Here is a 23,174-nt window from a genome sequence, read left to right as displayed (position 1 = left end):
GCCTCCACGTCCTGGCCTACAATCTGAAGAGGATGATCCAGATCCTCGGCGCCAAACAACTGATCCGGGCCATCCAAGCCTGATCGCTAAACCGCGTGCTAAGGGTCAGAACTTACGGCACAGCGTTTTCACACGGCCTCGACCCATTGCGGACGTCGACTGTGGACTGCACAAACGCTCGGCCATGACGACCCTAACGCTCTATCGCCCTGTCGGGACTGCCGAAGCCGCGCTTATCGCTGAGGCGGATTGGACGCGATTCCCGCCGATGCCGAAGGGAGCGCAGTTCTATGCCTACTCCCAGCCACTCGGTGATCCTCGGAATTGGCCCGCTGAACTTGAGGACATGGAGATGCTCGAGGCCCTCGAAAACGGACAGGCCGAGGTCGTGCAGAGTTGGAAGGCTTGGGGCAATTCTCCTGATGAATTTATCGTAGTCTGGTTCGAAGTCGATGAACGCCTACAGCCCTCCCTTCATGGTCCTCTGGATGTAAGCGCCGTGAACCAAGCCTTGATCGGCCCGATTGAGGTCTGCGCGCGATACGGACCCATGGGCATCTGGAAACATCCGAATTTGCTGACCCCAAGCTGAAGTCCGCTTTCCACCCATCTCTGAAGTTCGGCGCGTCCGCTGATCGCCCGGCGCCGGCAAAGATGCCGTTGGGAGACATATGTCACTTGACGACATAGTTTTGGGCGCCCATATGATCCTATGCCGTCTGCGGAGCTGCTCTTTCACGCCAAGCGCGTCTACGACGACGGTGCGATCGTCGAGCTGAAAATCTGGCGGCTCGCACGTCCGGTCCCGGGATCGAGCCACACTCTCAAGTACTCGCTCTTCTATGGCGAGCTAGGCGCTCGGATCGTCGGTTACGACAACGAGCGTGGAAAGGGCGATCATCGGCACTACGGCGACCGTGAAGAGCCCTATGGGTTCACATCGGTGGACCAGTTGGTCGCGGATTTTGAGGCGGACGTGGCGAAGGTCAGAGGCGGCGCGATATGACGAAGGACGTGAAGATACAGGTCGGCGGAACCCTTCGGGACGATCTCGTCGCGTTCAAGGACGCCTGGAAGCGGGCCGAGGCCGGCGATGATCGCCAGGAACGGGTGATCGCCTTTGAGAGCTGGGAGGGTCTCGCCTCGGTGATGACGGGGGAGCGCTACCGGCTGCTGCGGCATCTGCATGCCCATCCGGAAAAGTCGGTCAACGCGCTGGCCCAGGCCCTTCAACGGCAATACCGCCGCGTCCATGAGGATGTGACGGTGCTGGAAAAGGCCGGGCTGGTGGAGCGGGCGGAGGGGCAGGTCCGCGCGACGGCCGACCGGCTGAGCGCGGTCGTCGTTCTCTGAGCGCCCGGCCCCCAAGCGGGTCTGGAACCCACCTGAGCGCCGGGCCGATCTCAGAGCGCCGTCAGATATACCGGCGCAGGGAGCGGGCCAGGTCGGAGCCGCCGGCGCGCTTCTTGGACTGGGCCGGCTGATAGGCCACCCGGGCGTGTTCGGTGCAGTAGGGGCCGTCGCTGCAGCGGCGGCCGCAGAAGGTGAAGCCGTCGCTGGAGGGATCGCCGATCGGCCACTTGCACATGTGGGCGCCCAGGGTCAGCACGGTGGCCGAACCCGGGGCCTCGTCCACATAGCGCACCGGAACCGGCGCCGGGGCGGCGGCCTCGGCCTCCACCGGTTCGGCGATGCGGCGCGGCGCCGACGGGGCCGCGGCGGCGGCCCGCTGGGGCCTAGGCGCCTTGAACACCGGACGGGCCGGCTTGGACGGAATGGCCCGCCCAGACAAGCCGAGGCGGTGGACCTTGCCAATCACCGCGTTGCGGGTGACGCCGCCCAGTTGTTTCGCGATCTGGCTGGCCGAAAGGCCGTCCTGCCAGAGCTTTTTGAGTGTATCGACTCGCTCGTCAGTCCAACCCATCAGAGCCTCCCAAAACGGCCGCCTGTCTCGGTGGCCACCCCGCGCGGCCGGCCGAAACAATATCTTGTGGGACCGGCCTTCGCCTGACCCCACGGACTACCAGATATCGTAAAGACTTCCTTAAAGGCCACAATAGGCGCCCCTGCTTCCATCCACAGGAACTACATATAGCGTCGGAAGGTCGCACACTTGCAGGCCGCCGAGTCTCGGCGCACATGTGGGCCATGAACGATATGTCGCCCGTCCGCGCCGCCGAAATCGCCACCGCCACACCCCCGGCGCCCCGGGCCTATCACGGCTTCAACTGGCCAGGCTTCCGCACCCTCTATCTGCGGGAGGTGAAGCGGTTCTGGAAGGTGGGGACCCAGACGCTCGGCGCGCCGGTGGTCACCTCGCTGCTCTACATGATGGTCTTTGTGGTCGCCGTCGGCGGGGCGCGCCCGGATGTGGGCGGGGTGGCCTTCGCCACCTTCATCGCGCCGGGCCTGATCATGATGACCATCCTGAACAACGCCTTCGCCAATTCCTCGTCCAGCCTGCTGCAGGCCAAGGTCAACGGCCTGGTAGGGGACTTCATGACCCCGCCACTGACCCCGCTGGAGCATGTGGCGGGCTTTGCGCTGGGCGCGGCGACCCGGGGTCTGCTGGTCGGCGCCGTGACCTGGATCGCCGTCCTGCCCTTCGCCAGCCTGCCCCTGACCCACCTGTGGGCGGTGCTCTATTTTGCGGGCGTGGCCTCGATGATCCTGGGCCTGCTGGGCATCATGGCCGGGCTGTGGGCCGAGAAGTTCGACCACATGGCCGCGGTGACCAACTTCGTCATCATGCCCATGACCTTCCTGTCGGGGACCTTCTATCTGGTCGAGCGCCTGCCCGAGCCGTTCCGCACGGCCAGCCACTTCAACCCCTTCTTCTATCTGATCGACGGCTTCCGCTATGGCTTCATCGGCCAGGCCGAGGGCTCCCTGCTGACGGGCGTCGGGATGACGGCGGGCATCGCGATTGCGTTCGCCTGTGTCTGCCTGTGGATGTTCGAGAGCGGCTACAAGCTGAAGACCTGAGGCTGGCGGCCGGGACACAGGCTCCGCCTCGTCTTGCCGCCACCCTGCGAAATCATTGACAGAGCGCGGTTCGCGCCGGAAAAGATCGAGCCTTCCAGTCCCCGTCGCCCAGCGTGCGGGGACGTTTCCTTTGGAGGCCTCCTCCCGTGACTGAAAAGACCGCGACGTCCGCCGCGACCGTTCCCAGCGACCACATCATGGGCGTGTACAACCGCGCCCCGCTGGCGTTCGAACGAGGCGAGGGCGCGCGACTTTTCACGGCGGACGGCGAGGCCTATCTGGACTGCATGGCCGGCATTGCGGTCAACGCGCTGGGCCACGCCCATCCGCGGCTGGTCCAGGCCCTGAAGGACCAGGCCGAAAAGCTCTGGCACGTCTCCAACATCTTCAAGATCCCGGGGCAGGAGGCGCTCGCCAGCCGGCTCTGCGCCGAGACCTTTGCGGATGTGGTGTTCTTCACCAATTCCGGGGCCGAGGCCGTGGAGTGCGCCATCAAGACGGCCCGGAAGTATCACTGGGCCCGGGGCAATCCGGAGCGGGTGGACATCATCGGCTTCGAGGGCTCGTTCCACGGCCGGACGGTGGCTGCGGTCAACGCTTCCGGCAACGCCTCCTATCTGGAGGGCTTTGGCCCGCCGCTGCCGGGCTTCGTCCACCTGCCGTATGGCGACCACGACGCCCTGCGCGCGGCCATCGGCCCGACCACGGCGGCGATCATCATCGAGCCGGTCCAGGGGGAGGGCGGCGCCCGCTCCCTGCCGGTGGCCTGCATGAAGGGCCTGCGCCAGCTGTGCGACGATGAGGGCATCCTGCTGATCTATGACGAGATCCAGTGTGGCCTTTCCCGCACCGGGCGCCTGTTCGCCCATGACTGGGCCGAGGGCGAGGGCAACCCCGACATCATGTGCGTGGCCAAGGCTCTGGGCGGCGGCTTCCCGGTGGGCGCGTGCCTGGCCACCATCGAGGCCGGATCGGCCATGAGCGTCGGCTCGCATGGCTCGACCTATGGCGGCAATCCCTTGGCCATGGCGGTCGGTCAGGCGGCCCTGGATGAGCTGGCCAAGCCCGAATTGCTGGCCCATGTCCGCGAGGTGGCCGGCTATTTCAACCAGCAGATCGCCGGCCTCAAGGACCGCTATCCCGACGTGGTGGCCGATGTGCGCGGCAAGGGCCTGCTGATCGGCGTCAAGCTGGTGACCCCCAACCGCGAGTTCATGCAGCACGCCCGCGACGAGCACCTGCTGATCGCCGGCGGCGGGGACAACTGCGTGCGCCTGCTGCCGCCGCTCAACCTCACCCTGGACGAGGCCCGCGAGGCGATCGAGCGGTTCGAAGCCGCCTGTGAGCGAGCCCGCGCCAAGGCCCAGGCGGCGGCCTGAGGATTTCACGCCCGGCCCCGACGCCGGGACTCATCAATCAAGGACCCCGCGCTCAGCACGCGTCATTTCCAATTTCCGGCGCAGGCGCGGGGTCGATGGGATTTTCCCCCGATGACCTCTTCTCCGAGACATTTTCTCGACCTCTGGCGGATGGAGTCCGCCGATCTGCGCGCCATCCTTGATGACGCCAAGGCCCGCAAGGCCGCCCGGGCCGGCTGGCCCCAGGGCCGGGTGGACGCCGACGCCCCCGGGCGCGAGCGCGTGCTGGCCATGATCTTCGAGAAGCACTCCACCCGCACCCGCTTCTCGTTTGACGCAGCCATGCGCCAGCTGGGCGGGGACGTGATCATCTCCACCTCGGCCGACATGCAGCTGGGCCGCGGCGAGCCCATCGAGGACACCGCCAAGGTGCTCTCGCGGATGGTCGACGCGATCATGATCCGCGCCAACACCCACGAGGACGTGGAGCGTCTGGCGCTCGCCTCCTCCGTGCCGGTGATCAACGGCCTGACCGACAAGAGCCACCCCTGCCAGATCCTGGCCGACCTGCTGACCTTCGAGGAGCATCTGGGGCCGGTGAGGGGCCGCACGCTGGCCTGGGTCGGCGATGGCAACAATGTGTGCTCAAGCTTCATCCATGCGGCGGGCAAGTTCGGCTTCAAGCTGAACATCGCCTGCCCGACCATCTATCACCCCGACCTGACCGATCTGGCCCGCGCTGCCGAGATGCAGGGGCAGGTGACGATGACCGAAGATCCCCGGGCGGCCGTGCGCGGCGCCGACTGCGTGATCACCGACACCTGGGTCTCGATGGGCGACACCGACCATGACGCGCGCCTGGCGGCCTTCGAGCCCTATCAGGTGGACGACGAGCTGATGGATCTGGCGGCCAAGGACGGGATCTTCCTCCACTGCCTGCCCGCCCACCGCGGCGAGGAAGTCACCGATGCGGTGATGGATGGCCCGCGCTCGAAGATCTGGGATGAGGCGGAAAACCGCATCCATGCCCAGAAGTCGATCCTGGCCTGGTGCTTCGGGGCGATCTGAGGCCGCCACAGCCGGGCTCGCAATCGGGGCGCGAGGCGCCTATATGGCCTCGCCATGTCCCAGAACACGCTCCCCATCCCCGATGACGTTGTCGGCCCGTTCCAGATCGAGGACGCCGCGGTCCGCGGCCGCCTCGTACGCATGGGTCCGGCCATCGACGAGATCCTGGCCGCCCACGCCTATCCGGAAGCCGTCGCCAACCTGCTGGGCGAGACCTGCGCGCTGGCGGCCCTGGTGGGCTCCGCGCTCAAGTTCGAGGGCCGGCTGATCGTCCAGGCCCAAGGCGAAGGCCCGGTGCGCTATGTGGTCGCCGACTACGACACCTCAGGCCACCTGCGCGGCTATTGCCGGTTTGATCCCGACGCGGTGGCTGAAGCCTCACAGGGGTTCGTGCGTCCCGGCGCCAAGACGCTGCTGGGCGGCGGGGTCTTCATCATGACCGTCGACCAGGGCCCGGACATGGACCGCTATCAGGGCGTCACCGCCATCGAGGGCGAGACCCTGGCGCTCTGCGCCGAACAGTATTTCGCCCAGTCCGAACAGACCCCCACCCGGGTGCGACTGGCGGTGGGTCGGGCCGATGTGGGCGATGGCCTGCGCTGGCGGGCCGGCGGCATGCTGATCCAGAACGTGGCCGAGGATCAGGCCCGCGGCTCCACGGAAGAAGCCTGGACCCGCAGCCAGGCCTTCTTCGAGACCATCGGCGAGGACGAGCTGCTCGACCCGACCATTTCGGGCCAGACCCTGCTGTTTCGCCTGTTCCACGAGGACGGGGTGCGGGTGTTCGAGGACCAGGCGCTCAGCGCCGTCTGCCGGTGTTCGGAAGACCGCATCCGAGGGGTCCTGGCCTCGTTCGAGGCTGAGGAGCGCGCCGACATGGTCGAGCCGGACGGGCGCATCCATGTCACCTGCGAGTACTGCGCCAAGACCTATCGGCTGGAGCCGGAGAGCCTGACCAGCGGCTAGAGCGCGTTCCGATAAGTGGGAACCGGTTATCGGACCGAAACGCGCTCAGGCTCTAGGACCGGTCAGGCCTGGTCGAGCGCCCGCTCGACGTCGCGCTGCAGGTCGCGGTCGTTCTCCAGGCCGACGCTCATCCGCACCCAGCCCTCAGTGAGTCCAATGGACTCCCGCTCGGCCGCCGGCATGGAGCGGTGGGTGGTGGTGCAGGGATGGGTGGCCATGGACTTGGCGTCGCCGAGATTGTTGGAGATGTCGACGATCTCCAGGGCGTCCAGGAACCGCCAGGCGGCCTCGCGGCTGCCGAGATCGAAGGCCAGCACATTGCCGCCGCCGGTCATCTGGTTGGCGATGATGGACGCCTGCGGGTGGTCGGGCCGGCCGCAATAGACGGTCTGGCGCACCTTTGAGTGGGCGGCCACGGCGTCCGCCACGTGGGCGGCGTTATCGCTCTGGCGGCGCACCCGCAGGTCCAGGGTCTCCAGGCCCTTGAGCAGCACCCAGGCGTTGAAGGGCGAGAGCGCAGGCCCCGTATGGCGCAGGATGTCCTTGTAGGACTCCAGCATCACCTCTTCGCCGCCGAGGATCGCCCCGCCCAGGACGCGGCCCTGGCCGTCGATATGTTTGGTGGCCGAATAGACGACGATGTCGGCGCCCAGCGCCAGGGGCTTCTGGAAGATCGGGGTGGCGAAGACATTGTCCACCACCAGCCTGGCGCCGCAGGCCCGGGCGATCTCGGCCACCGCGCCAATAGGCGTCACCTCCAGCAGCGGATTGGCCGGGCTCTCCACCAGGAAGCACTTTGTGTTGTCGCGCACCGCGGCCTTCCAGGCCTCGGGATCGACGGCGTCCACATAGGTCACCTCGACGCCAAAGCGCGGCATCCATTCCGACAGGATCCAGCGGCAGGAGCCGAACAGGGCGCGGCCGGCCACGATGTGATCGCCGGCCCGCACGAGACCCGTCAGGGCCACATGCACCGCCGACATGCCCGACGCGGTAGCGCGGCAGAGATCGGCGCCCTCCAGCAGGGCCAGCCGGTCCTCGAACATCTGCGTCGTGGGGTTGCCGAAGCGCTGATAGATGAAGCCCGGCGCGTCGCCGGCGAACCGGGCGTCGGCGGCGGCTGCGCTGTCATAGGCGAAGCTCTGGGTGAGGAAGAGCGCCTCGGAAATCTCGCCATAGGCGGTGCGGGCCATACCGCCCCGGACCAGCTTGGTCTCCAGGTTCCAGTCGCGCGGATCTTCGGCCATGGGGGCTCCTCCCGGCAGGCAAGCTCGGAGTGCGCATCAACCGCCTCAGGGCTTGTCGGTCAAGGGCCGCGGCTGCAGGGCGCAGGGGTCAGACGGCGTCTTGTCAGACTCGGGGCCAGCGGCGAGTGTCCCTGCGATGACAGACGCCAAGCTCCCGCCCGGAATCCTGCCCTGCCAGGCCATTGACGCCCTGATCGCCCAGGGCGCGATCACCAGCGCCAGTCCCTTCGACGCCGACCAGGTGCAGCCGGCCAGTCTCGACCTGCGCCTGGGCGTGCGGGCCTGGCGGGTGCGGGCCTCCTTCCTGCCCGGCCTCGGCCGCAAGGTGGTCCAGCGGCTCGAAGACGTGGCCATGCATGAGCTCGACCTCTCCAAGGGCGCGGTGCTGGAAAAGGGCTGCGTCTATATCGCCGAACTTCAGGAGGCGCTGGCCCTGCCGCCGGGCGTGGCGGCGCGGGCCAATCCCAAGAGTTCGACGGGCCGGGTGGACGTCTTTGTCCGCCTGCTCACCGACCACGGCGCGGCCTTCGACGATGTGGCTGACGGCTATAACGGCCCGATCTATATGGAGATCGCGCCGCAGACCTTCTCGATCCTGGTGCGCACCGGCACGCGGCTGAACCAGCTGCGCCTCAAGCGCGGCGAGCCGCCCAAGCTTGACCTGCGCAGCGTCGGCGTTGACCTGACTGAAGGGGTGGCGGGATTCCGCGCGCGGCGCCACGCCGGCGTGATCGACATGGACAAGGAGGACGGCCACGATCCGCGGGACTTCTGGGAGCCCCTGGTCCCGCGCCATGGGGAACTCCTGCTCGATCCCGGCGAATTCTATATCCTGGCCTCGAAGGAGGCCGTGGAGATCCCGGTGCTGCAGGCCGCCGAAATGACCCCAATTGACCCCTCAGTGGGGGAGTTTCGGGTGCATTATGCGGGGTTTTTCGACCCAGGTTTCGGCACCGAGGAGGCCGGCGGCCAGGGCTCGCGGGGCGTGCTGGAGGTGCGCAGCCACGAGACCCCCTTCCTGCTGGAGGACGGTCAGACGGTCGCCCGCCTGGTCTATGAGCCGCTCACCGAAAAGCCCTCGCGCCTCTATGGCGAGGGCGGCTCCCACTACCAGCGCCAGGGGCTGAAGCTGTCGAAACACTTCCGCCCCTGGGGCTGATCGGGACGCGCTCTAGCCCATCTTGAAGACGCAGAGCTTGTTGCCGTCCAGGTCGCGGAAATAGGCGCCGTAGAAGTTCGGGATGCGGATGCCCGGCGCGCCCTCGTCGGCGGCCCCGGTCTTCAGGGCGAGCGCGTGGATCTCGTCCACCAGTTCGCGGGACGGGGCGGCCAGGGCCACCATGGTCCCGTTGCCTGGGCTGGGCGTCTCGCCGTCATAGGGCAGGCAGACGCTGAGCATGGGGCCGGCCCCGTTGGAGAAGCCCTGCATCCGGTCGCTGCCAAACGCCGGCTTGGCGCCCAGGGGGGCGAGCACGGTCCCGTAGAAGCCCTTGGCGCGCTCCAGGTCACTGACGCCCAGTGTGACATAGCCGATCATGATCTTGGTCCTCCCCGAATGGTTAGGACAACCCTAGCCAAGGTGACGGTCGGGGAAGCAAGAGGAAGTCGCGTCGGGTGGGACGGCAAGACCTGCGCTCCCAGTTGACACAGCCCCCCTGCGCCCCCGATAGGAAGACCTGCGCGGCCGTAGTTCAGAGGTAGAACGTCAGCTTCCCAAGCTGAATGTCGGGGGTTCGATTCCCCCCGGCCGCTCCAGTTTTCCGCGGTATGACAGATCAGAGGGCGCGGCCGGACCGGCGCGCAGCCTTTGCCGTCAGGCCTCGAATCCTGGTCCAATCGCCATTCATTCAGGACGGACCCAGGCGATCATGGCCGGACGCGCGACATCGCTGCCCGAAGGCGGCGTCCGGGAGGCCAGCGTCCGCGAGGCCCTGGCGATCATCGAGCAGGACGGGCTCGAGAAGCTGTCCCTGCGGGATGTGGCCCGCCGCCTCGGCGTTTCGCATCAGGCGCCATACAAGTATTTCCCCACCCGCGATCATCTGCTGGCCGAGGTGATCGGCCGCTGTTTCGACGACTTTGGCGACCAGCTGGAGGCCGCCGCGACCGGCGAAGCCGACCTGGAGACCGCGCTCATGGCCATGGGCGCGCGCTACCTGGATTATGCGGCGAAACGGCCCTCGGCCTACCGGCTGATGTTCGCCTTTCCCTTGCCCAGCGGCGAGACCCATCCGGAGATGGCCGCCAGGGCCAGCAAGGCCTTCCACGCCCTGCGCGGGGCGGTCCTTCGCCTGCATCTCCACCATGGGCGACCTGATCCGGACGCCCTGGCCGACCAGGACGCCCTGCACCTTTGGGCGACCATGCATGGTCTGGCGACCATTCTACAGCATGACTCGATCAGGGTTCTGGGCATTGATCCGGCGGTGATCGCCGCCGCCCCCCTGCACGCCTTCATCAGTCTCAGCGCCGCGCTTACGCCCGAACGCTGCGACCCGAGCGAAGAGACCGTGGCGGCGTTCGGACCCGGCGCCTTCGGCGGTTGAGATCCAGCTCCCCAGAATGGGGACGTCGCGGCGTCCGCGTGGTTGACGCTGTCATCTCAATGGTTAATGGCTAGCCGGCCGTCCGCCGAAGCTTGACCATGGCGCTCGAGCGGACCCCTCCCCCGGGTAGACTTCACGGTTGATGAGATGACTGTTGTCGAGCTTGCCGCCTATCGCCGGCTGATGGGCTCTGTCCGGCTGGACGAGCTCGCCCCTACGGTGGCCGAGATCCTGGACACCCTGATGGCCTGCGGCGGCGCCCTGCATCGGACCGATGTGGCCAGACGGATCGCCGAGCGGCGCGGGGTGCGGGCCAAGCCTGCCCGTCAGGCGCTGGAGGCTGAACTGTTCGAGGCCTTTGACCGCTATCTGGTCTTCGCCGCTGCGCGCCCGCAAGCCCCCTTGATGCATCTGCCCTTCGGTCCCGGCAGCTACCGCTGGGCCCTCACTGAGGCGGGACGCCAGTTGATCGGCCCCGCGGAGACGCCGGCGAGCCGCAGCGCCGCCGGCTAGGCCGCCCACCGCATGGCGCTGGCATAGGGTCTGCGGCGATGGGCAGGCCCGCAATGACCTGACGGGTCGTCAGCGGGTCAGGACGGGTCGGCCGCCGCTGCATCGGAGGCGGGCTGCGGCGTCAGGATCATGGTCTGTCCCTCCACCCGCCAGCTGGCCAGCCGCACCAGGACGTTCATGCCCAGGATGTCCACGGGACCGAGGTTGGGGGAGATGGCGACCTTCAGGTCGGTGGCGGTCAGGCCGCCCAGGCGGAAGTCCTCCACCGAGGCCGGCTGGGCCTGGACGACGCCATTGGCGGTGCGGGCGAAGATGGGGGCCAGGCCTGGGGTGGGGGTCAGGCCCGCCCGCTCAGCGGTCTCCACCGACAGGGTGGTGAGCGTCGCCCCGCTGTCCACCAGCATCCGGGTCTCCACGCCATTGAGGGTGACCTGAGCCCAGAAATGGCCGTCCGGCGACATGCGCAGGCGCACCTCCTCGCCGGTCACCTCCTGGCTGTCGGCGCCCACCCGGTCGAGCAGCGGCGCCAGCCACGGCTGATAGGGCGCCTGCTGCAGCAGGAAGAAGACGCAGATGGCCAGGACGGCGAAGGACAGGACCGCGTGCAGGGCCTGGCCCACATAGGGCAGCCGCGGCAGCAGGGTCAGGAGCAGGGCCGCGGCCATGGCGTAGACCGCTAGCTGCTGCCAGTAGGGGAGGGCGTCGAACATAGGCGGGGGATGATAGGGCACGTCCCGACCGACGGGAAACGCTGGCGCGGGGACGTGGCCTAAACCTTTGCGTCAGGGGTTCACTCGGGCAGGGCGTAGACCTTCAGATAGTCACCCGGCGTGGTTTCGAAACGGGCGTGGCCGGTGGCCGTGATGGCGACGTACTGGCGGCCCTGATGCTCGTAGGTCATGGGGCCGGCCTGGGGACCGGCGGGCAGGCGGGCCTGCCAGACCAGCTTGCCGGTTTCGGTCTCGAAGGCCCGCAGGAAGTCGTCCTGGGCCGCGCCGATAAAGGTCAGGCCGCCCGCAGTGACCAGGGGGCCGCCGAGATTGGGGGTGCCGGTGGCGATCTTCAGGAAGGTGGGCAGGCCAAGGGGACCGACGTCGAACCCGGTGCCCAGCGGCTTGGACCAGACGAGCTCGCCCGTATCGATGTTGGTCGCCGAGATATAACCCCAGGGCGGGGCGATACAGGGGACCTTGAGCGCCGACCACCAGATCGGCCGGGTCACGCCATAGGGCGTGCCCTGATGGGGGGCGACCGCCTGATCTGGCCGCGCGCCGCCGGACCCGACGGCCTTGTCTTCCACCTGGTCGCGAGGGTGCAGGATGACCAGATTGGGCAGGCGCGAGTTGTTGGCGATGATCAGCCGGCGCTCCGGGTCAAATCCGAGGCCGCCCCAGTTCAGGCCGCCGACCGTGCCGGGGAACAGCAGCATGCCGGCCTTGTCGGTGGTCGGCGGGGTGAACATCCCCTCATAGCGATGCCGGTGGAAGCTGATGCGGCACAGCGCCCCGTCGATGGGGGTCAGGCCGAAGGCGTGGCGGGGGTCGATATGTTCGGGCTCGGGGCCGGGGACGCCGCCGACATTGGGGAAGAACACCGATTGAGGCTGGGTGGGCGACACCCAGTCGCCGGGCGCGGCGCCCTGCGGGGCCGGACGCTGCTCCACCGGGCGGAGCGGCGCGCCGGAGGCCGCGTCCAGCAGGAACAAGTTGCCGGTCTTGCTGGCCTGCATGATGGCCTGGCGCGGGGCGCCGTCGATCGTCACGTCCACCAGCATGGGCTGGGCGCCCAGATCATAGTCCCAGAGGTCGTGGGTCACCGTGGTGTAGACCCAGCGGGTGGCGCCGGTCGCCAGGTCGACGGCGACGACGGCGTCGGTGAAGCGGTCCTCCTCGGGCGTGCGGTTGCCGCCCCACTGGTCGGCCGCGGCGTTGCCGGTGGCCAGGAAGGCCAGGCCCAGGGACTCGTCGGCGGAGATGATGTTCCACACATTGGGGGTGCCGCGGGGATAGATCTCGCCGGGCGCCAGGGCGGCCTGGGCGTCGGGCCGCAGGGCGTCCCAGGCCCAGCGCAGCTCCCCGGTGCGGGCGTCATAGGCGCGCACCACGCCGGACGGGGCGTCCCGCCGCTGGTTGTCGCTGACCTGCTGGCCGAGGATCAGCAGGCCCCCGACCACGGTGGCCCCAGAAGTGTTGGAGGCAAAGCCGGTCTCGCGCAGGCCCATGCCCTCGGTCATGTCGACGACGCCAGCCTCGCCGAATTCCTGGCAGGGGAAGCCGCCTACGGCGTCGAGGGCGATGAGCCGGCCATCGGCGGTGGCGACGAAGACCCGGCGGTGGCACTGGCTGCCGCCCCGGGGGACGGGGCCGATGGCGCCGGGAACGGCGGGCATGGCGGAGATCGCCTCGGGGCGACCGGCCGGGGCGCCGTCATCGAAATAGCCCACCGCACGGCAGGCGGCGGTGAACAGGGACTCCATGGTCTTGGCGGGAACCTTGGGGTCATGGCTCCAGCGCACCTCGCCGGTGCCGGGATCGAGGGCGAACACCTGGCTGGTCGGGGTGCAGGTGTAGAGGAAGTCCTCGACCTTGATCGGCGTGTTCTGGGACGAATAGAAGACGCGCCCCGCCTCGGGATTGAGGTCGCCGCTGCGGAAGGTCCAGGCCTCCTGCAGATCGCCGACATTGGCGGTGGTGATCTGGTTGAGGCTGGAATAGCGCCGCCCGCCCAGGGCGCCGCCATAGGCGGTCCAGTCGGCGCCGGCCTCATTGGCAGACGTGGGCGCTGCCGGACCTGCGGCGCCGGTCGGCGGCTCGGTCCGCTCCCAGCTGACGAAGACCAGGGCGGCGAGGGCTACGACGCCTCCGGCCACGCCGGCGAGCGCCGCGCGGCGCGGGGTCGAGCGGGGCGGGCTGCGCCACAGCAGATAGGCTAGGGCCACAGCGGCCAGGAGGCCGGTGAGCACGCCGATGCGTCCGGCGAGGTCGATGCCCCAGGCGGGCAGCCAGCCCTTGCCAGCGATCTCGATCAGCGACCAGACCAGGGTGAGCAGGAAGGCTGCAGCGAACAGGCCAAGCGCCAGCCGGTCGCGGCGGCGCCAAGTGAAGACGGCGCCGGCCGCCAGCAGGGCGCCGGCGGCCAAGTAGTAGAACGACCCGCCCAGGGTGATCAGCCAGACCCCCAGGCCGGCCATCACCAGACCAAGGGCGCCGGTCAGGCTCGCCAGGGCGAGATAGAGCCAGCGCCAGCCGCGGCGTTCGGCGCGTCCATGTTCCGCAACCTCGTTGGCCATGACCCGGTCTCCCTCCAGCTTCGCAAGCTAGAGCGTCCGAAGACCCGAAGGCGTTTCATGCTGGTGCGAAAAAGTTCCCGCACCCGTGCGCAGAGCGAGGCGTTCCGGCGCGCGGTTAGTCGCCGAACCCGACGAAGGTGGCGGCCTCGGCCACGGACTTGCGCTCCGAGACCACGGCGTTGGCGGGGAAGGTCTCGTCGGGCCAGCCCAGCGCAATGCTCTTCATGATCACCTGATCATCGGCGATGCCAGCGTGTTCGCGGACCACCGGCGACTGCATGATGCCCTGGCTGTTGATCACCGCCCCCAGGCCCCGGGACCAGGCGGCGTTGACCAGCGCCGTAGTCACCGCCCCGCAGTCGAAGGGCGTGTCGTCGCTGCCGTCCAGGACCCGGTCATAGGTAACGATAATGCACACCGGCGCGTCGAACTGGCGGAAGCCGCGCAGCACCCAGTCCTGGCGCATCTCCTTGTCTTCGCGGGCGATGCCCATGGCGGCGAACAGCTGCTTGGCCACGCCCACCTGGCGGTCGCGATGCTGGCCCTCGAAGGCCTGGCCGGTGCGGAACTCCCGCGACTGCGGCACCCCGGCCACCATGCGCTCGGTATTGCCCGCCCGAATGCGGTCCAGGGGCTCGCCGGTGATGACGTAGAAATTCCAAGGCTGGGTGTTCATGGAGGACGGCGCGCGCATGGCCAGGGTCAGGATCTCCTCGATCAGTTCCCTCGGCACCGGGTCGGGCTTGTACCCGCGGATGCTGCGGCGACCGAGGATGACGTCATCAAACTGCATGAAGGGGACCCTTGAGATTCTGGCGCGGTTCCAAGGGATGAAGACCTGTCAGTTTTCGGCCGCCAAGCCAATCTGTGCCGTAGCGTCAAAGGCAAGCGGCCTCACGCTTCGCCCCACATGCGCAGCAGGGCGGCGATGGTCTTGTCGAGCCGCAGGGCCGCCTCGCCGGGGGGCAGGGTCTCGCGCACCTGCTCCAGGTCGTAGAGCGCCTCGCGCTGGTCGGGATTGCGGATCAGGCTCTGCACCCAGCCGACGCAGGCCAGCCGCTCGCCCGCCGTCACAGGCGCCACCCGGTGCAGACGGCCGGTGGGATAGAGGATGGCCGCGCCGGCCGGAGGGCGGAAGGCCCGCTCGCCGGCCAGGTCCTCGACCACCAGGGCGCCGCCCTCATAGGTCTCGGGATCAGAGAGAAAGAGCGTGAAACTGAGGTCGGTGCGCAGGGGCCAGCCATGCTCGTCGCTCATGCCCGCGTTGTCGGCGTGCAGACCGTAGTGCTGGCCCTGGCCATAGCGGGAGAAGATCAGGTTCGACCAGCGGACCGTCCTGGCCAGCCGACGCATGATGGGGTGGGCCTCCAGGGCCAGGCGCACCTGACGGGCCTGGGCGATGACGGTGGGGTCATCGCCGCGGGCCTGCTGGTTGTCCTTCACCGGGGCCGCGGCCGCCCCGGCGGTCGCCCGCCCGTCGCGGAAGGGCGCGCCGGCCAGGGCCTCCCGGATCTGACGGACCAGGTCGGGGGACAGGACGTCGGGCAACAGGATCACGGGCGCAGCTCCTTTGGCCAGGTCAGCAGTCCTATCTGGCGCCCCGCGATCAAGCCGCAAGAGGGGGCTTGCCGGGCCGAGACCTGGCCCCCATCTTGGGATCGCGAACCGGGCCCCTCTGGTGACGCCGACCCTGGTCGGCGCACGATGTCGGACGCATCACGTCGCCACGTGAGGTCGAAGGGTCCGTCAACGCCATCGGCCTCCGTTGTTCAGAAGGAAGCCTCCATGCCCCTGCTCCTATGCCCCAATGACAACAGCGCCATGCAGACGGTGGACCGCGCCGGCGTCCAGTTTGACATGTGCCCCACCTGCCGCGGCGTCTGGCTGGACCGGGGCGAGCTGGAAAAGCTGATGGAATCCGCCGCCCAGACTGCTGCGCCGCCGCCGCCCTCGCCCGGTGCGGCCTCCTATGGCGGCCCGCCCCCGCACCAGCCCCCGCCGCAGCCCTGGGCCGGCGGCTATGGGGAGCGGGGCGAGCGCGGCGAATATGGCGAGCGCGGGGAACGCGGAGAGTACGGCTACGGCCCCCGCTACAAGAAGCGCCCCTCCATCTTCGACATCTTCGACTGAGGCGGCCGGGCGCCTCAGTCCACCGCCTTGAGGACGGTCTCGATGGCAGAAAGCCGGGTCTTGATCTCGGCCAGGCCGTTGAGGAGGTCCTGCTGCGAGGCGCCGGTCCTCTGGGCGGCGCGGGCCTCCATCACGGCGGCGCCATAGCGCATGGCGAAGACCAGCAGGATGGTCGCCATCGGCATGGCCAGGGCGAGGAGGAAGATATTCTCGTGCATGTCAGTCCCTATTTCTCGGATTTTTCAGACAGGGTCGGCGCCAGCCTGGCGACGATTTCAGGGGTCAGCTCCAGATGGAACGGACAAACTTCAAAGTATTTCAGCGCCTTGCCGTCAGCCGACAGCTCAAGCTGGCTGCGGACAAGGCCGGCCTCCTCCAGCTTGCTCAGGTGCAGATGAAGCAGGGGCCGGCTGATGCCGATCTCGCGGGCCAACCGGCTGACATAGTTGCGCCCCCCCTCGCTCAGGACCGCAAGGACGCGCAGGCGGTGGGGATTGCTGAGCGCGGCGAGGGTCAGCGCCAGTTCGTCTCCAGTGGTCAAATTGGATGCCCGCCTTTCATGTGTAAGTTATTTCTTACGCATGAAAGGAAGTCAAGCGATCACGCGCGCCCTCCCGCGAAGCGGCGCCTGCGCCCGGCTCTGATTGCGCCGCTCTGCGCCCTGGCCCTGGCCGCCTGTGGGGAGGCTGATCTTGGACAGGTGAGCCGAAACGCCGCCTGGGCGGCGGTGGAGGCGGCCAATCCGGAACTCAGCCAGGGGCTGCGGGCCGCCCAGACCCTGCGGCAGGCCGCCGCCACCTGCGGCTGGGCAGATGTGGACGCCGCAGCGCTGGCCCGGATCGGCGTCGCCGGCATCGAGGAGCCCATGCTGCGCGCCGCCGCCGAGAGCGTGGTCGAAGACCTGCTCAGCGCGCCGGCGGCCCCGTCGGCCACGGCGAACATCTCCGATTGCTCGCCGGAGACCCGGCGCGCCCTGGAGGCCCAGATCGCCGCCATGGCCGGTGGCGACGGGGAAGGGGAGGCCGAGGGCGGCTGAGGACGCGCTTGACTCCGTACCATGGTCCCTAGGGCAAGAAGGCGGTCGATGGCTGAAGCTCAAAGGAGTCCGCCCCGATGATCGACCGCGAACGACGCCGGCTGTTGCGAGCCATGGGCGGGGGCGCTAGCCTTCTGGCCCTGCAGGGGCTCATGCCGGCCTGGGCGCAGTCGGGAACCCATGGGCTGCGCGCCGCTCCTCAGACGCTGAGCGGTCCGGACATCAAGCTTCGGGTCGGCCACTCGCCCTTCACCGTCGGCGGGCGCACCGGCCATGCGATCACCGTCAATGGGACCGTGCCCGCCCCGCTCATCCGCCTGCGCGAAGGCCAGACCGCGCGGCTGTCAGTGACCAACACCCTGGATGAGGACACCTCGATCCACTGGCACGGTCTGCTGCTGCCCTTCCAGATGGACGGGGTGCCCGGGATCAGCTTCCCCGGCATCGCGCCGGGCGAGACCTTCCAGTACGAATTCCCGGTCATCCAGTCGGGGACCTTCTGGTACCATTCGCACTCCAATCTGCAGGAGGCGATGGGTCATTACGGGCCTTTGGTCATCGATCCGGCCGAGGCCGACCCGGTGGTCTATGACCGCGAGCATGTGCTGGTCCTGGCCGACTGGAGCTTCCTCCATCCCCACGAGATCCTCGACCGGCTGAAGAAGAGCCCCGGCTATTTCAACCGGTCGCGCACCACCCTGTCGGGCCTGATCTCCGGCGAGGACGGGATGAGCCTGGAGGAACGGCGCATGTGGGGGGCCATGCGGATGGACCCCCGGGACATCGCCGACGTCAACGGGACCACCTACACCTATCTGGTCAACGGCCATGGGCCGGCGGAGAACTGGACCGGCCTGTTTTCGCCCGGCGAGCGGGTGCGGCTGAGGATCATCAACGCCTCGGCCATGTCGATCTTCAATGTCCGGATTCCAGGCCTGGCCATGAGCGTGGTCAACGCTGACGGCGAGAACGTCCGGCCGGTGGAGGTTGACGAGTTCCAGATCGCGGTGGCCGAGACCTATGACGTCATCGTCCGGCCCACCGAGGATCAGGCCTACACCCTGGTAGCCGAGGCGGTAGACCGGTCGGGCCTGGCGCGGGCGACGCTCGCGCCGCGCCTGGGCATGACCGCGGCCGTCCCGCCCCTGCGCAAGGTTCCGACGCTCACCATGCGCGACATGGGAATGGGGGGCATGGGCGCCATGGACGGCATGGACCACGCGGCCATGGGCCATGGCGCGCCCGCGGCGATGGATCACGGGGGCATGGACCACGGCAGCATGGACCATGGGGGCCACGCCATGCGCGATCCCGATAACGCCCCGGCCGCCATGGCCGTGGGCGTCGGGGTGGACATGATCTCGCCTGACCCGGCCAACCGGCTGGGCGAGCGGCCCATGGGGCTGGAGGACGTCCCCCACCGGGTGCTGGTCTATACCGACCTTGTGGCGCTCAAGCCCAACAAGGACCAGCGGGCGCCGTCCCGGGCCCTGGAGATACACCTGACCGGAAACATGGAACGGTTCATGTGGGGCTTCGACGGCCGGAAGTTCTCCGAGATCGTCGAGCCCATAGCCTTCGCCCGCAACGAGCGGGTGCGGGTGACCCTGGTCAACGACACCATGATGGCCCACCCCATCCACCTGCATGGCCACTTCTTCGAGCTGGTGACCGGCGGTCCGGCGGGACATCAGCCCCTGAAGCACACGGTCAATGTGGCGCCAGGCTCCAAGGTGACGTTTGACCTGACCGCCGATGCGCCCGGCGACTGGGCCTTCCACTGCCACATGCTGATGCACATGCATGCGGGCATGTTCAATGTGGTCACCGTGCGGCCCCTGGACGGAGCGCCCGCATGAAGGCCTTGCTCATCGCCCTGATCCCCCTGGCGCTGAGCGCCGGCGGGGCCCACGCCCAGGAACACGTCCACGGGGCGGCGCAAGCTGATCCCCATGCGGGCCACACCATGGGAACTTCGGCCAGCGGGCCGCCCGACGTACCCACCAGCGCCGATGATCCGGGACGGCCGCGGCGTCCGCCGCCGCCTCGGGCCGCGCGCTCTGGTCCCGCCCACGCCGCCGACGCCCTGTGGGGCGAGGCTGTGATGGCCCGCGCCCGGGAGGGTCTGCTGCGGGAGAATGGCGACGTGCGCGCCACCGCGGTGATCATCGACCGGCTGGAGGTGCGGATCGAGGACGGCGAGGCCGCCGGCCTGTGGGACGTGGCCGGTTGGACCGGCGGCGACATCAACCGCTTCTGGTGGAAGTCCGAAGGCGAGGTCTCCCCGGACGGCGAGATCGAGGGCGAGGTCCAGGCCCTCTACAGCCGGGCGGTCACGCCCTTCTGGGACGTGCAGGCCGGCGTCCGGCAGGATTTCCGCGAGGATGGCGAGGACCCGACGCACCTGGTGCTCGGAGTCCAGGGCCTCGCGCCCCACTGGTGGGAGGTTGACGCTGCGGCTTTTCTATCGAGCCAGGGCGACCTGACCGCGCGGGTGGAGGCCGAGTACGACCAGCGGATCACCCAGCGCCTGATCCTGCAGCCGCGGATCGAGGTGGAGGCCGCGGCCGCCGACATCCCTGAGCTTGGCCTCGGCGCCGGCCTGACCCATGTGGAGGCGGGCCTGCGCCTGCGCTACGAGAGCGCCAAGGAATTCGCCCCCTATGTGGGCATCGACTGGAGCCGCGACCTGGGGGGGACGGCCAGCCGTACCCGCGCCGGGGGCGGAGAGACGGAACACACCGCCATCGTCATCGGCCTGCGGGCCTGGTTCTGAAGGAGCCCTTGAACATGCGACCCCTGATGTCGATCCTCGCGCCTGCCCTGGCTCTGGCGCTCACCTCCGCCCCGGCCCCGGCCCTGGCCCAGGACCCTCACGCCGGCCATGGGGCGATGGCCGCTGCGCCCGCCAAGCCCGGCGATCATGCCGCCCACGGGGTGGTCACCAGCCCAGCTGAGGGCGAGATGACCCACGGGACGCCTGACTGGTTCACCGCTGTGTTCGAGCACCCCATGACGCTGACGGCGGTCACTGTGGCCGGCGAAGGCAAGCCTGCCCAGGCCGTGCCGGTGGCCGCGGCCGCGGCCACCACCGAGGTCTCCGCCGACCTGCCTGACCTGACGCCCGGCCGCTACGTCCTGACCTGGACGGCCAAGGGCGCCGACGGCCACGAGATGACCGGGACTGTGCGGTTCATGGTCCACTAGAGGCGGACTCTTAAGCCGCCTCCCCCTGGAAGGCGGCGATGATCGGGCAGGGGCCCTGGTCGGTTGAGGCGCAGGCGCCGGCGAGGCGCCGCAGGGCCGCGCGGGCCTCGACCAGGTCGGCGATGGCCTGGTCCAGGGCCGCCAGCCGTTCGGTGGCCAGTTCATGGGCCCGGGCCCGGTCCTCGCCGGCGTCCAGGGACAGCAGCTCCTTGATCTGCTCCAGGGTGAAGCCCGCCGTCTGGGCTGAGCGGATGAAGCGCAGGCGGCGGACATCCTCCTCCCCATAGCGGCGCACGCCGGTTCCGACCCCATCCCTGGACCAACGCTCTGGCGTCGGCATCAGGCCGCGGCGCTGGTAGAAGCGCACGGTCTCCACGCCCACGCCGCCCTCGCGGGCCAGGATGGCGATGGTTCGAGATTTCATGATTGACTCCGTACTGACGTACGGAACCTAGGGTCGGCCTCAAGGATTACAAGTCCAAGGAGCCCCCGTGACCTCACCCCAGAAGACCGCCGTGCTGCATCGTATGGTGATGGCCGACCATGTCTGTCCCTACGGGTTGAAGGCCCGACACCTGTTGCGCAGCCGCGGCTATCAGGTGGACGACCGCTGGCTGACCAGCCGGGCGGAGACCGACGCCTTCAAGGCGGAGCATGGGGTCGCCACCACGCCGCAGGTCTTCATCGAAGGCGAGCGGATCGGCGGCCATGATGATCTGCGCCGCCACCTGGGCCTGAAGGTCCGCGACCCCAAGGCTGTGACCTACACCCCGGTCCTGGTGGTGTTCGCCACCACCGCCATCATGGCCGTGATGATCAGCCTGGCGGTCTACGGGACCGCGCTGAGCGTCCAGACCGCGGTGTGGTTCATCGCCCTGTCGATGATGGTTCTCGGCATGCTCAAGCTGCAGAATGTCGAGAGCTTCTCGACCATGTTCCTCAACTACGACCTGCTGGCCAAACGCTGGCCGCCCTACGGCAAGATCTACCCCTTCGCCGAGTTCGGGGCCGGCGCCCTGATGGTCGCCGGCGTATTCACCTGGCTTTCGGCGCCCGTGGCCCTGACCATCGGCGTCATCGGCGCGGTGTCGGTGTTCAAGGCCGTCTATCTGGACCGCCGCACCCTGAAATGCGCCTGTGTCGGCGGCGACAGCAACGTGCCGCTCGGCTTCCTGTCGCTGACCGAGAACCTGATGATGATCGCCATGGCCGTGTGGATGCTTGCGATGTGAGGGGCGATTGGGCTGAGAAGAACGCGCTTCTAGGCTCTGACTCTGCGTCGAGGTTACCCAGGCCTACCAGCGGTTCTCGACTTCTTCGGCGAAGCCATGGAGATCGCGGATCTGCAGCCGTTCTCCGTCGTCCAGGATCACCTCACCGGAGAAGCGGCCGAAGACCTGATGCTGCACAGACCGAAGGAGCCCGAGGTCGGTGGCTGAGGCGCGGTCCACTATGGGCGTGAAGCCCATTTCAAAACGCCCGTCGCTGCTGGTGAATCGCCACGGCCCGCTGTCGTGCCCGCCCTGCGGCAGGTGGAAGGTCACGTCCCCGAGCTTGTGGGCGATGCCGTCGAGGAAGACCATGTTCTCGGTCGCCGCAGAGGTGTCTCCGAAGCCGTGGCCGATGTTGAAACCGAACCGCCGCCCCTCGTGCAAGCCCGAGGCTGACCCCCAGTACCAGGTATTGTCATAGGTCCAGACGCCTCGACCCCAGTCGAGGACCGCGAAGGCGCAGTCGGGGGAGAACCTATGACGTTCGTCGCCCAGGGTGACCTCGCCCTCCGCTCGAAGGCAGTTGATCTTTTGATTGTAGTAGAAGGCGCGCGGCGCGCCATGGAAGGGCGTGGCGATGACCATGCGATCCCGTGGCGGGTCGGAGAGATAGATATCGCCTTTCAGGCCTCTCCCTCGGTCGAAGGCAGGGTGCTCGACGATCAGACGGCGGCCACCGTTCTCATGGCGAAAGCGGATCTTCACGCCGCCAGACTGAACTTCGACATCTCCGGTGTCGGCGCTGGCTGGCAGGCGCATCCGGCCCATGGGAAAGGCGGTCATGGCGGCGCCATTGGTGGCCGTCGCCGCCTTGAAATCGATCCAGGCCGTGGCCAGCAGGCCCATATAGCCGTTGTCAGCGACTGTCAGGGCCAGGGCGAAGTCCGGCGCGGTGATGCAGTAATAGTCCCACTCCTTCAGTCGCCATCGCGGCGCCCTAACGGCGGTGCGACTGTAGCGCTTCACCTCGGAGGTCGCCCATCCAGACTCAGCCAGGCGGCCCGCCCCGTCGAGGAGAGGCCCGGGTCCCATCTTGTGCTGCATAGTTTGCCCCCGCCCCAACCGAGTTTCGACACATTCTGGCTACGTCGATTCTGGGAGCGAGGCGGCGCTGAATGCCGCCCACGGCCACGGCCGCCTTCCCCCTGGCGGCCCGGAAGGGACTCGAACCCCTGACCTTCGGTTTAGGAAACCGCTGCTCTGTCCTGCTGAGCTACCGGGCCGGCTTGGGCCTGAGCGATGCCATGGGGCGGGGGGCGGCGCCAAGCCCCTACGGTCTTGGCGATGCCAAACGAAAAACGCCCGGCGCTGGGCCGGGCGTCTTGAGCGTCTGATGGTCGCCCAGATCAGGCGGCGGCCGAGGCTTTCACCAGCAGGGACTTGTTGAGCATGATGATGGCCGCGTCGCGGTCGATCCGCTCGATGGCGGCGACTTCCCGGGCCATGCGGTCCAGGGCCGATTCATAGAGCTGGCGCTCGGAATAGGACTGTTCGGGCTGGTTTTCGGCCCGGTGGAGGTCGCGGACCACCTCGGCGATGGAGATCAGGTCGCCGGAAT

Annotated in this window: 27 protein-coding genes, 2 tRNA genes and 1 pseudogene; 17 read left to right on the top strand and 13 right to left on the bottom strand. The window is 68.4% G+C overall.

From position 1 onward, the window contains the following. Positions 1 to 352: 352 nt before the first annotated feature. The 3 genes from Q8N19_RS14700 (at position 353) to Q8N19_RS14690 (ending at position 1,353) form a co-directional block, all read left to right on the top strand. Positions 353 to 592 (top strand): hypothetical protein, encoded by a 240-nt coding sequence (locus tag Q8N19_RS14700; protein WP_305591930.1) that lies wholly within the window; start codon positions 353 to 355, stop codon positions 590 to 592. Positions 593 to 712: 120 nt separating this feature from the next. Then, positions 713 to 1,006, top strand: a complete 294-nt coding sequence (locus tag Q8N19_RS14695) for a DUF6516 family protein (RefSeq protein ID WP_305591928.1) — start codon at positions 713 to 715, stop codon at positions 1,004 to 1,006. Beyond that, on the top strand, positions 1,003 to 1,353 hold the full coding sequence (locus Q8N19_RS14690; protein ID WP_305591926.1) for a MarR family transcriptional regulator: 351 nt from the start codon (positions 1,003 to 1,005) through the stop codon (positions 1,351 to 1,353). The genes Q8N19_RS14695 and Q8N19_RS14690 overlap by 4 nt, the downstream gene beginning before the upstream one ends. A 61-nt stretch (positions 1,354 to 1,414) precedes the next feature. Here Q8N19_RS14690 and Q8N19_RS14685 read toward each other — a convergent pair whose 3' ends face one another. Continuing rightward, positions 1,415 to 1,924 (bottom strand): GcrA family cell cycle regulator, encoded by a 510-nt coding sequence (locus Q8N19_RS14685; protein ID WP_305591925.1) that lies wholly within the window; start codon positions 1,922 to 1,924, stop codon positions 1,415 to 1,417. Positions 1,925 to 2,148: 224 nt separating this feature from the next. On the opposite strand from Q8N19_RS14685, the gene Q8N19_RS14680 reads away from it, so the two are divergent. The 4 genes from Q8N19_RS14680 to Q8N19_RS14665 all read left to right on the top strand — a co-directional run bounded on the left by Q8N19_RS14680 (position 2,149) and on the right by Q8N19_RS14665 (position 6,377). Beyond that, on the top strand, positions 2,149 to 2,985 hold the full coding sequence (locus Q8N19_RS14680; protein WP_305591923.1) for an ABC transporter permease: 837 nt from the start codon (positions 2,149 to 2,151) through the stop codon (positions 2,983 to 2,985). A gap of 197 nt (positions 2,986 to 3,182) precedes the next feature. Further along, positions 3,183 to 4,364 carry an aspartate aminotransferase family protein gene (locus Q8N19_RS14675; RefSeq protein ID WP_305300993.1) on the top strand — a complete coding sequence of 394 codons (1,182 nt, stop codon included), beginning with the start codon at positions 3,183 to 3,185 and terminating at the stop codon, positions 4,362 to 4,364. A gap of 111 nt (positions 4,365 to 4,475) precedes the next feature. Continuing rightward, positions 4,476 to 5,411, top strand: coding sequence for an ornithine carbamoyltransferase (gene argF, locus Q8N19_RS14670; protein ID WP_305300989.1), 936 nt, complete (start codon positions 4,476 to 4,478; stop codon positions 5,409 to 5,411). A gap of 54 nt (positions 5,412 to 5,465) precedes the next feature. Further along, positions 5,466 to 6,377: an Hsp33 family molecular chaperone gene (locus Q8N19_RS14665; RefSeq protein ID WP_305591921.1), complete on the top strand. Its 912-nt coding sequence runs from the start codon at positions 5,466 to 5,468 to the stop codon at positions 6,375 to 6,377. Positions 6,378 to 6,439: 62 nt separating this feature from the next. Here the strand turns inward: Q8N19_RS14665 and metZ are convergent, their stop codons facing one another. Further along, a complete protein-coding gene (gene metZ / locus Q8N19_RS14660) occupies positions 6,440 to 7,624 on the bottom strand; it encodes an O-succinylhomoserine sulfhydrylase (RefSeq protein ID WP_305591919.1) in 1,185 nt (394 codons plus the stop codon). A gap of 136 nt (positions 7,625 to 7,760) precedes the next feature. Between metZ and Q8N19_RS14655 the strand changes: the two genes are divergently transcribed. Beyond that, complete coding sequence (locus Q8N19_RS14655; RefSeq protein ID WP_305591917.1) at positions 7,761 to 8,783, top strand: 2'-deoxycytidine 5'-triphosphate deaminase; 1,023 nt, start codon at positions 7,761 to 7,763, stop codon at positions 8,781 to 8,783. Positions 8,784 to 8,795: 12 nt separating this feature from the next. Here the strand turns inward: Q8N19_RS14655 and Q8N19_RS14650 are convergent, their stop codons facing one another. Next, positions 8,796 to 9,161: a VOC family protein gene (locus tag Q8N19_RS14650; RefSeq protein WP_305591915.1), complete on the bottom strand. Its 366-nt coding sequence runs from the start codon at positions 9,159 to 9,161 to the stop codon at positions 8,796 to 8,798. A gap of 143 nt (positions 9,162 to 9,304) precedes the next feature. On the opposite strand from Q8N19_RS14650, the gene Q8N19_RS14645 reads away from it, so the two are divergent. The 3 genes from Q8N19_RS14645 to Q8N19_RS14635 all read left to right on the top strand — a co-directional run bounded on the left by Q8N19_RS14645 (position 9,305) and on the right by Q8N19_RS14635 (position 10,683). After that, positions 9,305 to 9,379 (top strand) — tRNA-Gly (locus Q8N19_RS14645). A gap of 113 nt (positions 9,380 to 9,492) precedes the next feature. Further along, entirely contained in the window at positions 9,493 to 10,170 is a 678-nt protein-coding gene (locus tag Q8N19_RS14640) for a TetR/AcrR family transcriptional regulator (RefSeq protein WP_305591913.1), read from the top strand. A 147-nt stretch (positions 10,171 to 10,317) separates the two neighbouring features. Continuing rightward, the gene (locus tag Q8N19_RS14635) at positions 10,318 to 10,683 is read left to right on the top strand and encodes a hypothetical protein (RefSeq protein WP_305591911.1); all 366 of its coding nucleotides are present in this window, start codon (positions 10,318 to 10,320) and stop codon (positions 10,681 to 10,683) included. A gap of 77 nt (positions 10,684 to 10,760) precedes the next feature. On the opposite strand, the gene Q8N19_RS14630 is transcribed toward Q8N19_RS14635, so the two are convergent. The 4 genes from Q8N19_RS14630 to Q8N19_RS14615 all read right to left on the bottom strand — a co-directional run bounded on the left by Q8N19_RS14630 (position 10,761) and on the right by Q8N19_RS14615 (position 15,529). Continuing rightward, entirely contained in the window at positions 10,761 to 11,393 is a 633-nt protein-coding gene (locus tag Q8N19_RS14630; RefSeq protein WP_305591909.1) for a TIGR02281 family clan AA aspartic protease, read from the bottom strand. An 80-nt stretch (positions 11,394 to 11,473) separates the two neighbouring features. Continuing rightward, positions 11,474 to 13,972 carry a pyrroloquinoline quinone-dependent dehydrogenase gene (locus Q8N19_RS14625; protein ID WP_305591907.1) on the bottom strand — a complete coding sequence of 833 codons (2,499 nt, stop codon included), beginning with the start codon at positions 13,970 to 13,972 and terminating at the stop codon, positions 11,474 to 11,476. A 115-nt stretch (positions 13,973 to 14,087) separates the two neighbouring features. Further along, positions 14,088 to 14,765, bottom strand: a complete 678-nt coding sequence (locus Q8N19_RS14620; RefSeq protein ID WP_305591906.1) for a nitroreductase — start codon at positions 14,763 to 14,765, stop codon at positions 14,088 to 14,090. Positions 14,766 to 14,866: 101 nt separating this feature from the next. Next, a complete protein-coding gene (locus Q8N19_RS14615; protein WP_305591903.1) occupies positions 14,867 to 15,529 on the bottom strand; it encodes a Fe2+-dependent dioxygenase in 663 nt (220 codons plus the stop codon). Between the two features lie 228 nt (positions 15,530 to 15,757). Here Q8N19_RS14615 and Q8N19_RS14610 point away from each other — a divergent pair, with 228 nt between their 5' ends. Continuing rightward, positions 15,758 to 16,102: a zf-TFIIB domain-containing protein gene (locus Q8N19_RS14610; protein WP_305591901.1), complete on the top strand. Its 345-nt coding sequence runs from the start codon at positions 15,758 to 15,760 to the stop codon at positions 16,100 to 16,102. A 14-nt stretch (positions 16,103 to 16,116) separates the two neighbouring features. Here Q8N19_RS14610 and Q8N19_RS14605 read toward each other — a convergent pair whose 3' ends face one another. Together Q8N19_RS14605 and Q8N19_RS14600 are read right to left on the bottom strand one after the other, a co-directional pair. Then, positions 16,117 to 16,320 (bottom strand): hypothetical protein, encoded by a 204-nt coding sequence (locus Q8N19_RS14605; protein ID WP_305591900.1) that lies wholly within the window; start codon positions 16,318 to 16,320, stop codon positions 16,117 to 16,119. An 8-nt stretch (positions 16,321 to 16,328) separates the two neighbouring features. Continuing rightward, entirely contained in the window at positions 16,329 to 16,643 is a 315-nt protein-coding gene (locus tag Q8N19_RS14600; RefSeq protein ID WP_305591898.1) for a helix-turn-helix domain-containing protein, read from the bottom strand. A gap of 159 nt (positions 16,644 to 16,802) precedes the next feature. On the opposite strand from Q8N19_RS14600, the gene Q8N19_RS14595 reads away from it, so the two are divergent. The 4 genes from Q8N19_RS14595 (at position 16,803) to Q8N19_RS14580 (ending at position 20,345) form a co-directional block, all read left to right on the top strand. Then, complete coding sequence (locus Q8N19_RS14595; RefSeq protein ID WP_305591896.1) at positions 16,803 to 17,138, top strand: hypothetical protein; 336 nt, start codon at positions 16,803 to 16,805, stop codon at positions 17,136 to 17,138. Positions 17,139 to 17,215: 77 nt separating this feature from the next. Then, positions 17,216 to 18,997, top strand: coding sequence for a copper resistance system multicopper oxidase (locus tag Q8N19_RS14590; RefSeq protein WP_305591894.1), 1,782 nt, complete (start codon positions 17,216 to 17,218; stop codon positions 18,995 to 18,997). Beyond that, positions 18,994 to 19,914, top strand: coding sequence for a copper resistance protein B (locus Q8N19_RS14585; protein WP_305591892.1), 921 nt, complete (start codon positions 18,994 to 18,996; stop codon positions 19,912 to 19,914). The genes Q8N19_RS14590 and Q8N19_RS14585 overlap by 4 nt, the downstream gene beginning before the upstream one ends. A 14-nt stretch (positions 19,915 to 19,928) precedes the next feature. Next, on the top strand, positions 19,929 to 20,345 hold the full coding sequence (locus tag Q8N19_RS14580) for a copper resistance protein CopC (RefSeq protein WP_305591890.1): 417 nt from the start codon (positions 19,929 to 19,931) through the stop codon (positions 20,343 to 20,345). A 10-nt stretch (positions 20,346 to 20,355) separates the two neighbouring features. Here Q8N19_RS14580 and Q8N19_RS14575 read toward each other — a convergent pair whose 3' ends face one another. After that, entirely contained in the window at positions 20,356 to 20,769 is a 414-nt protein-coding gene (locus Q8N19_RS14575; protein ID WP_305591888.1) for a MerR family transcriptional regulator, read from the bottom strand. A gap of 103 nt (positions 20,770 to 20,872) precedes the next feature. Here Q8N19_RS14575 and Q8N19_RS14570 point away from each other — a divergent pair, with 103 nt between their 5' ends. After that, the gene (locus Q8N19_RS14570) at positions 20,873 to 21,577 is read left to right on the top strand and encodes a MauE/DoxX family redox-associated membrane protein (RefSeq protein WP_305591932.1); all 705 of its coding nucleotides are present in this window, start codon (positions 20,873 to 20,875) and stop codon (positions 21,575 to 21,577) included. A 63-nt stretch (positions 21,578 to 21,640) separates the two neighbouring features. Here the strand turns inward: Q8N19_RS14570 and Q8N19_RS14565 are convergent, their stop codons facing one another. From Q8N19_RS14565 to Q8N19_RS14555, 3 genes and pseudogenes are all read right to left on the bottom strand, one after another. Beyond that, a complete protein-coding gene (locus Q8N19_RS14565; RefSeq protein ID WP_305591886.1) occupies positions 21,641 to 22,660 on the bottom strand; it encodes a DUF2804 domain-containing protein in 1,020 nt (339 codons plus the stop codon). 102 nt (positions 22,661 to 22,762) lie between these two features. Continuing rightward, a tRNA-Arg gene (locus Q8N19_RS14560) sits at positions 22,763 to 22,839 on the bottom strand. A 123-nt stretch (positions 22,840 to 22,962) separates the two neighbouring features. Next, a pseudogene (locus tag Q8N19_RS14555) lies at positions 22,963 to 23,174 on the bottom strand (CarD family transcriptional regulator); the annotation flags it as partial.

Source organism: Phenylobacterium sp., from assembly GCF_030693405.1.
Lineage (GTDB): Bacteria > Pseudomonadota > Alphaproteobacteria > Caulobacterales > Caulobacteraceae > Phenylobacterium.
This window is presented reverse-complemented; position numbering and strand designations above follow the sequence as displayed.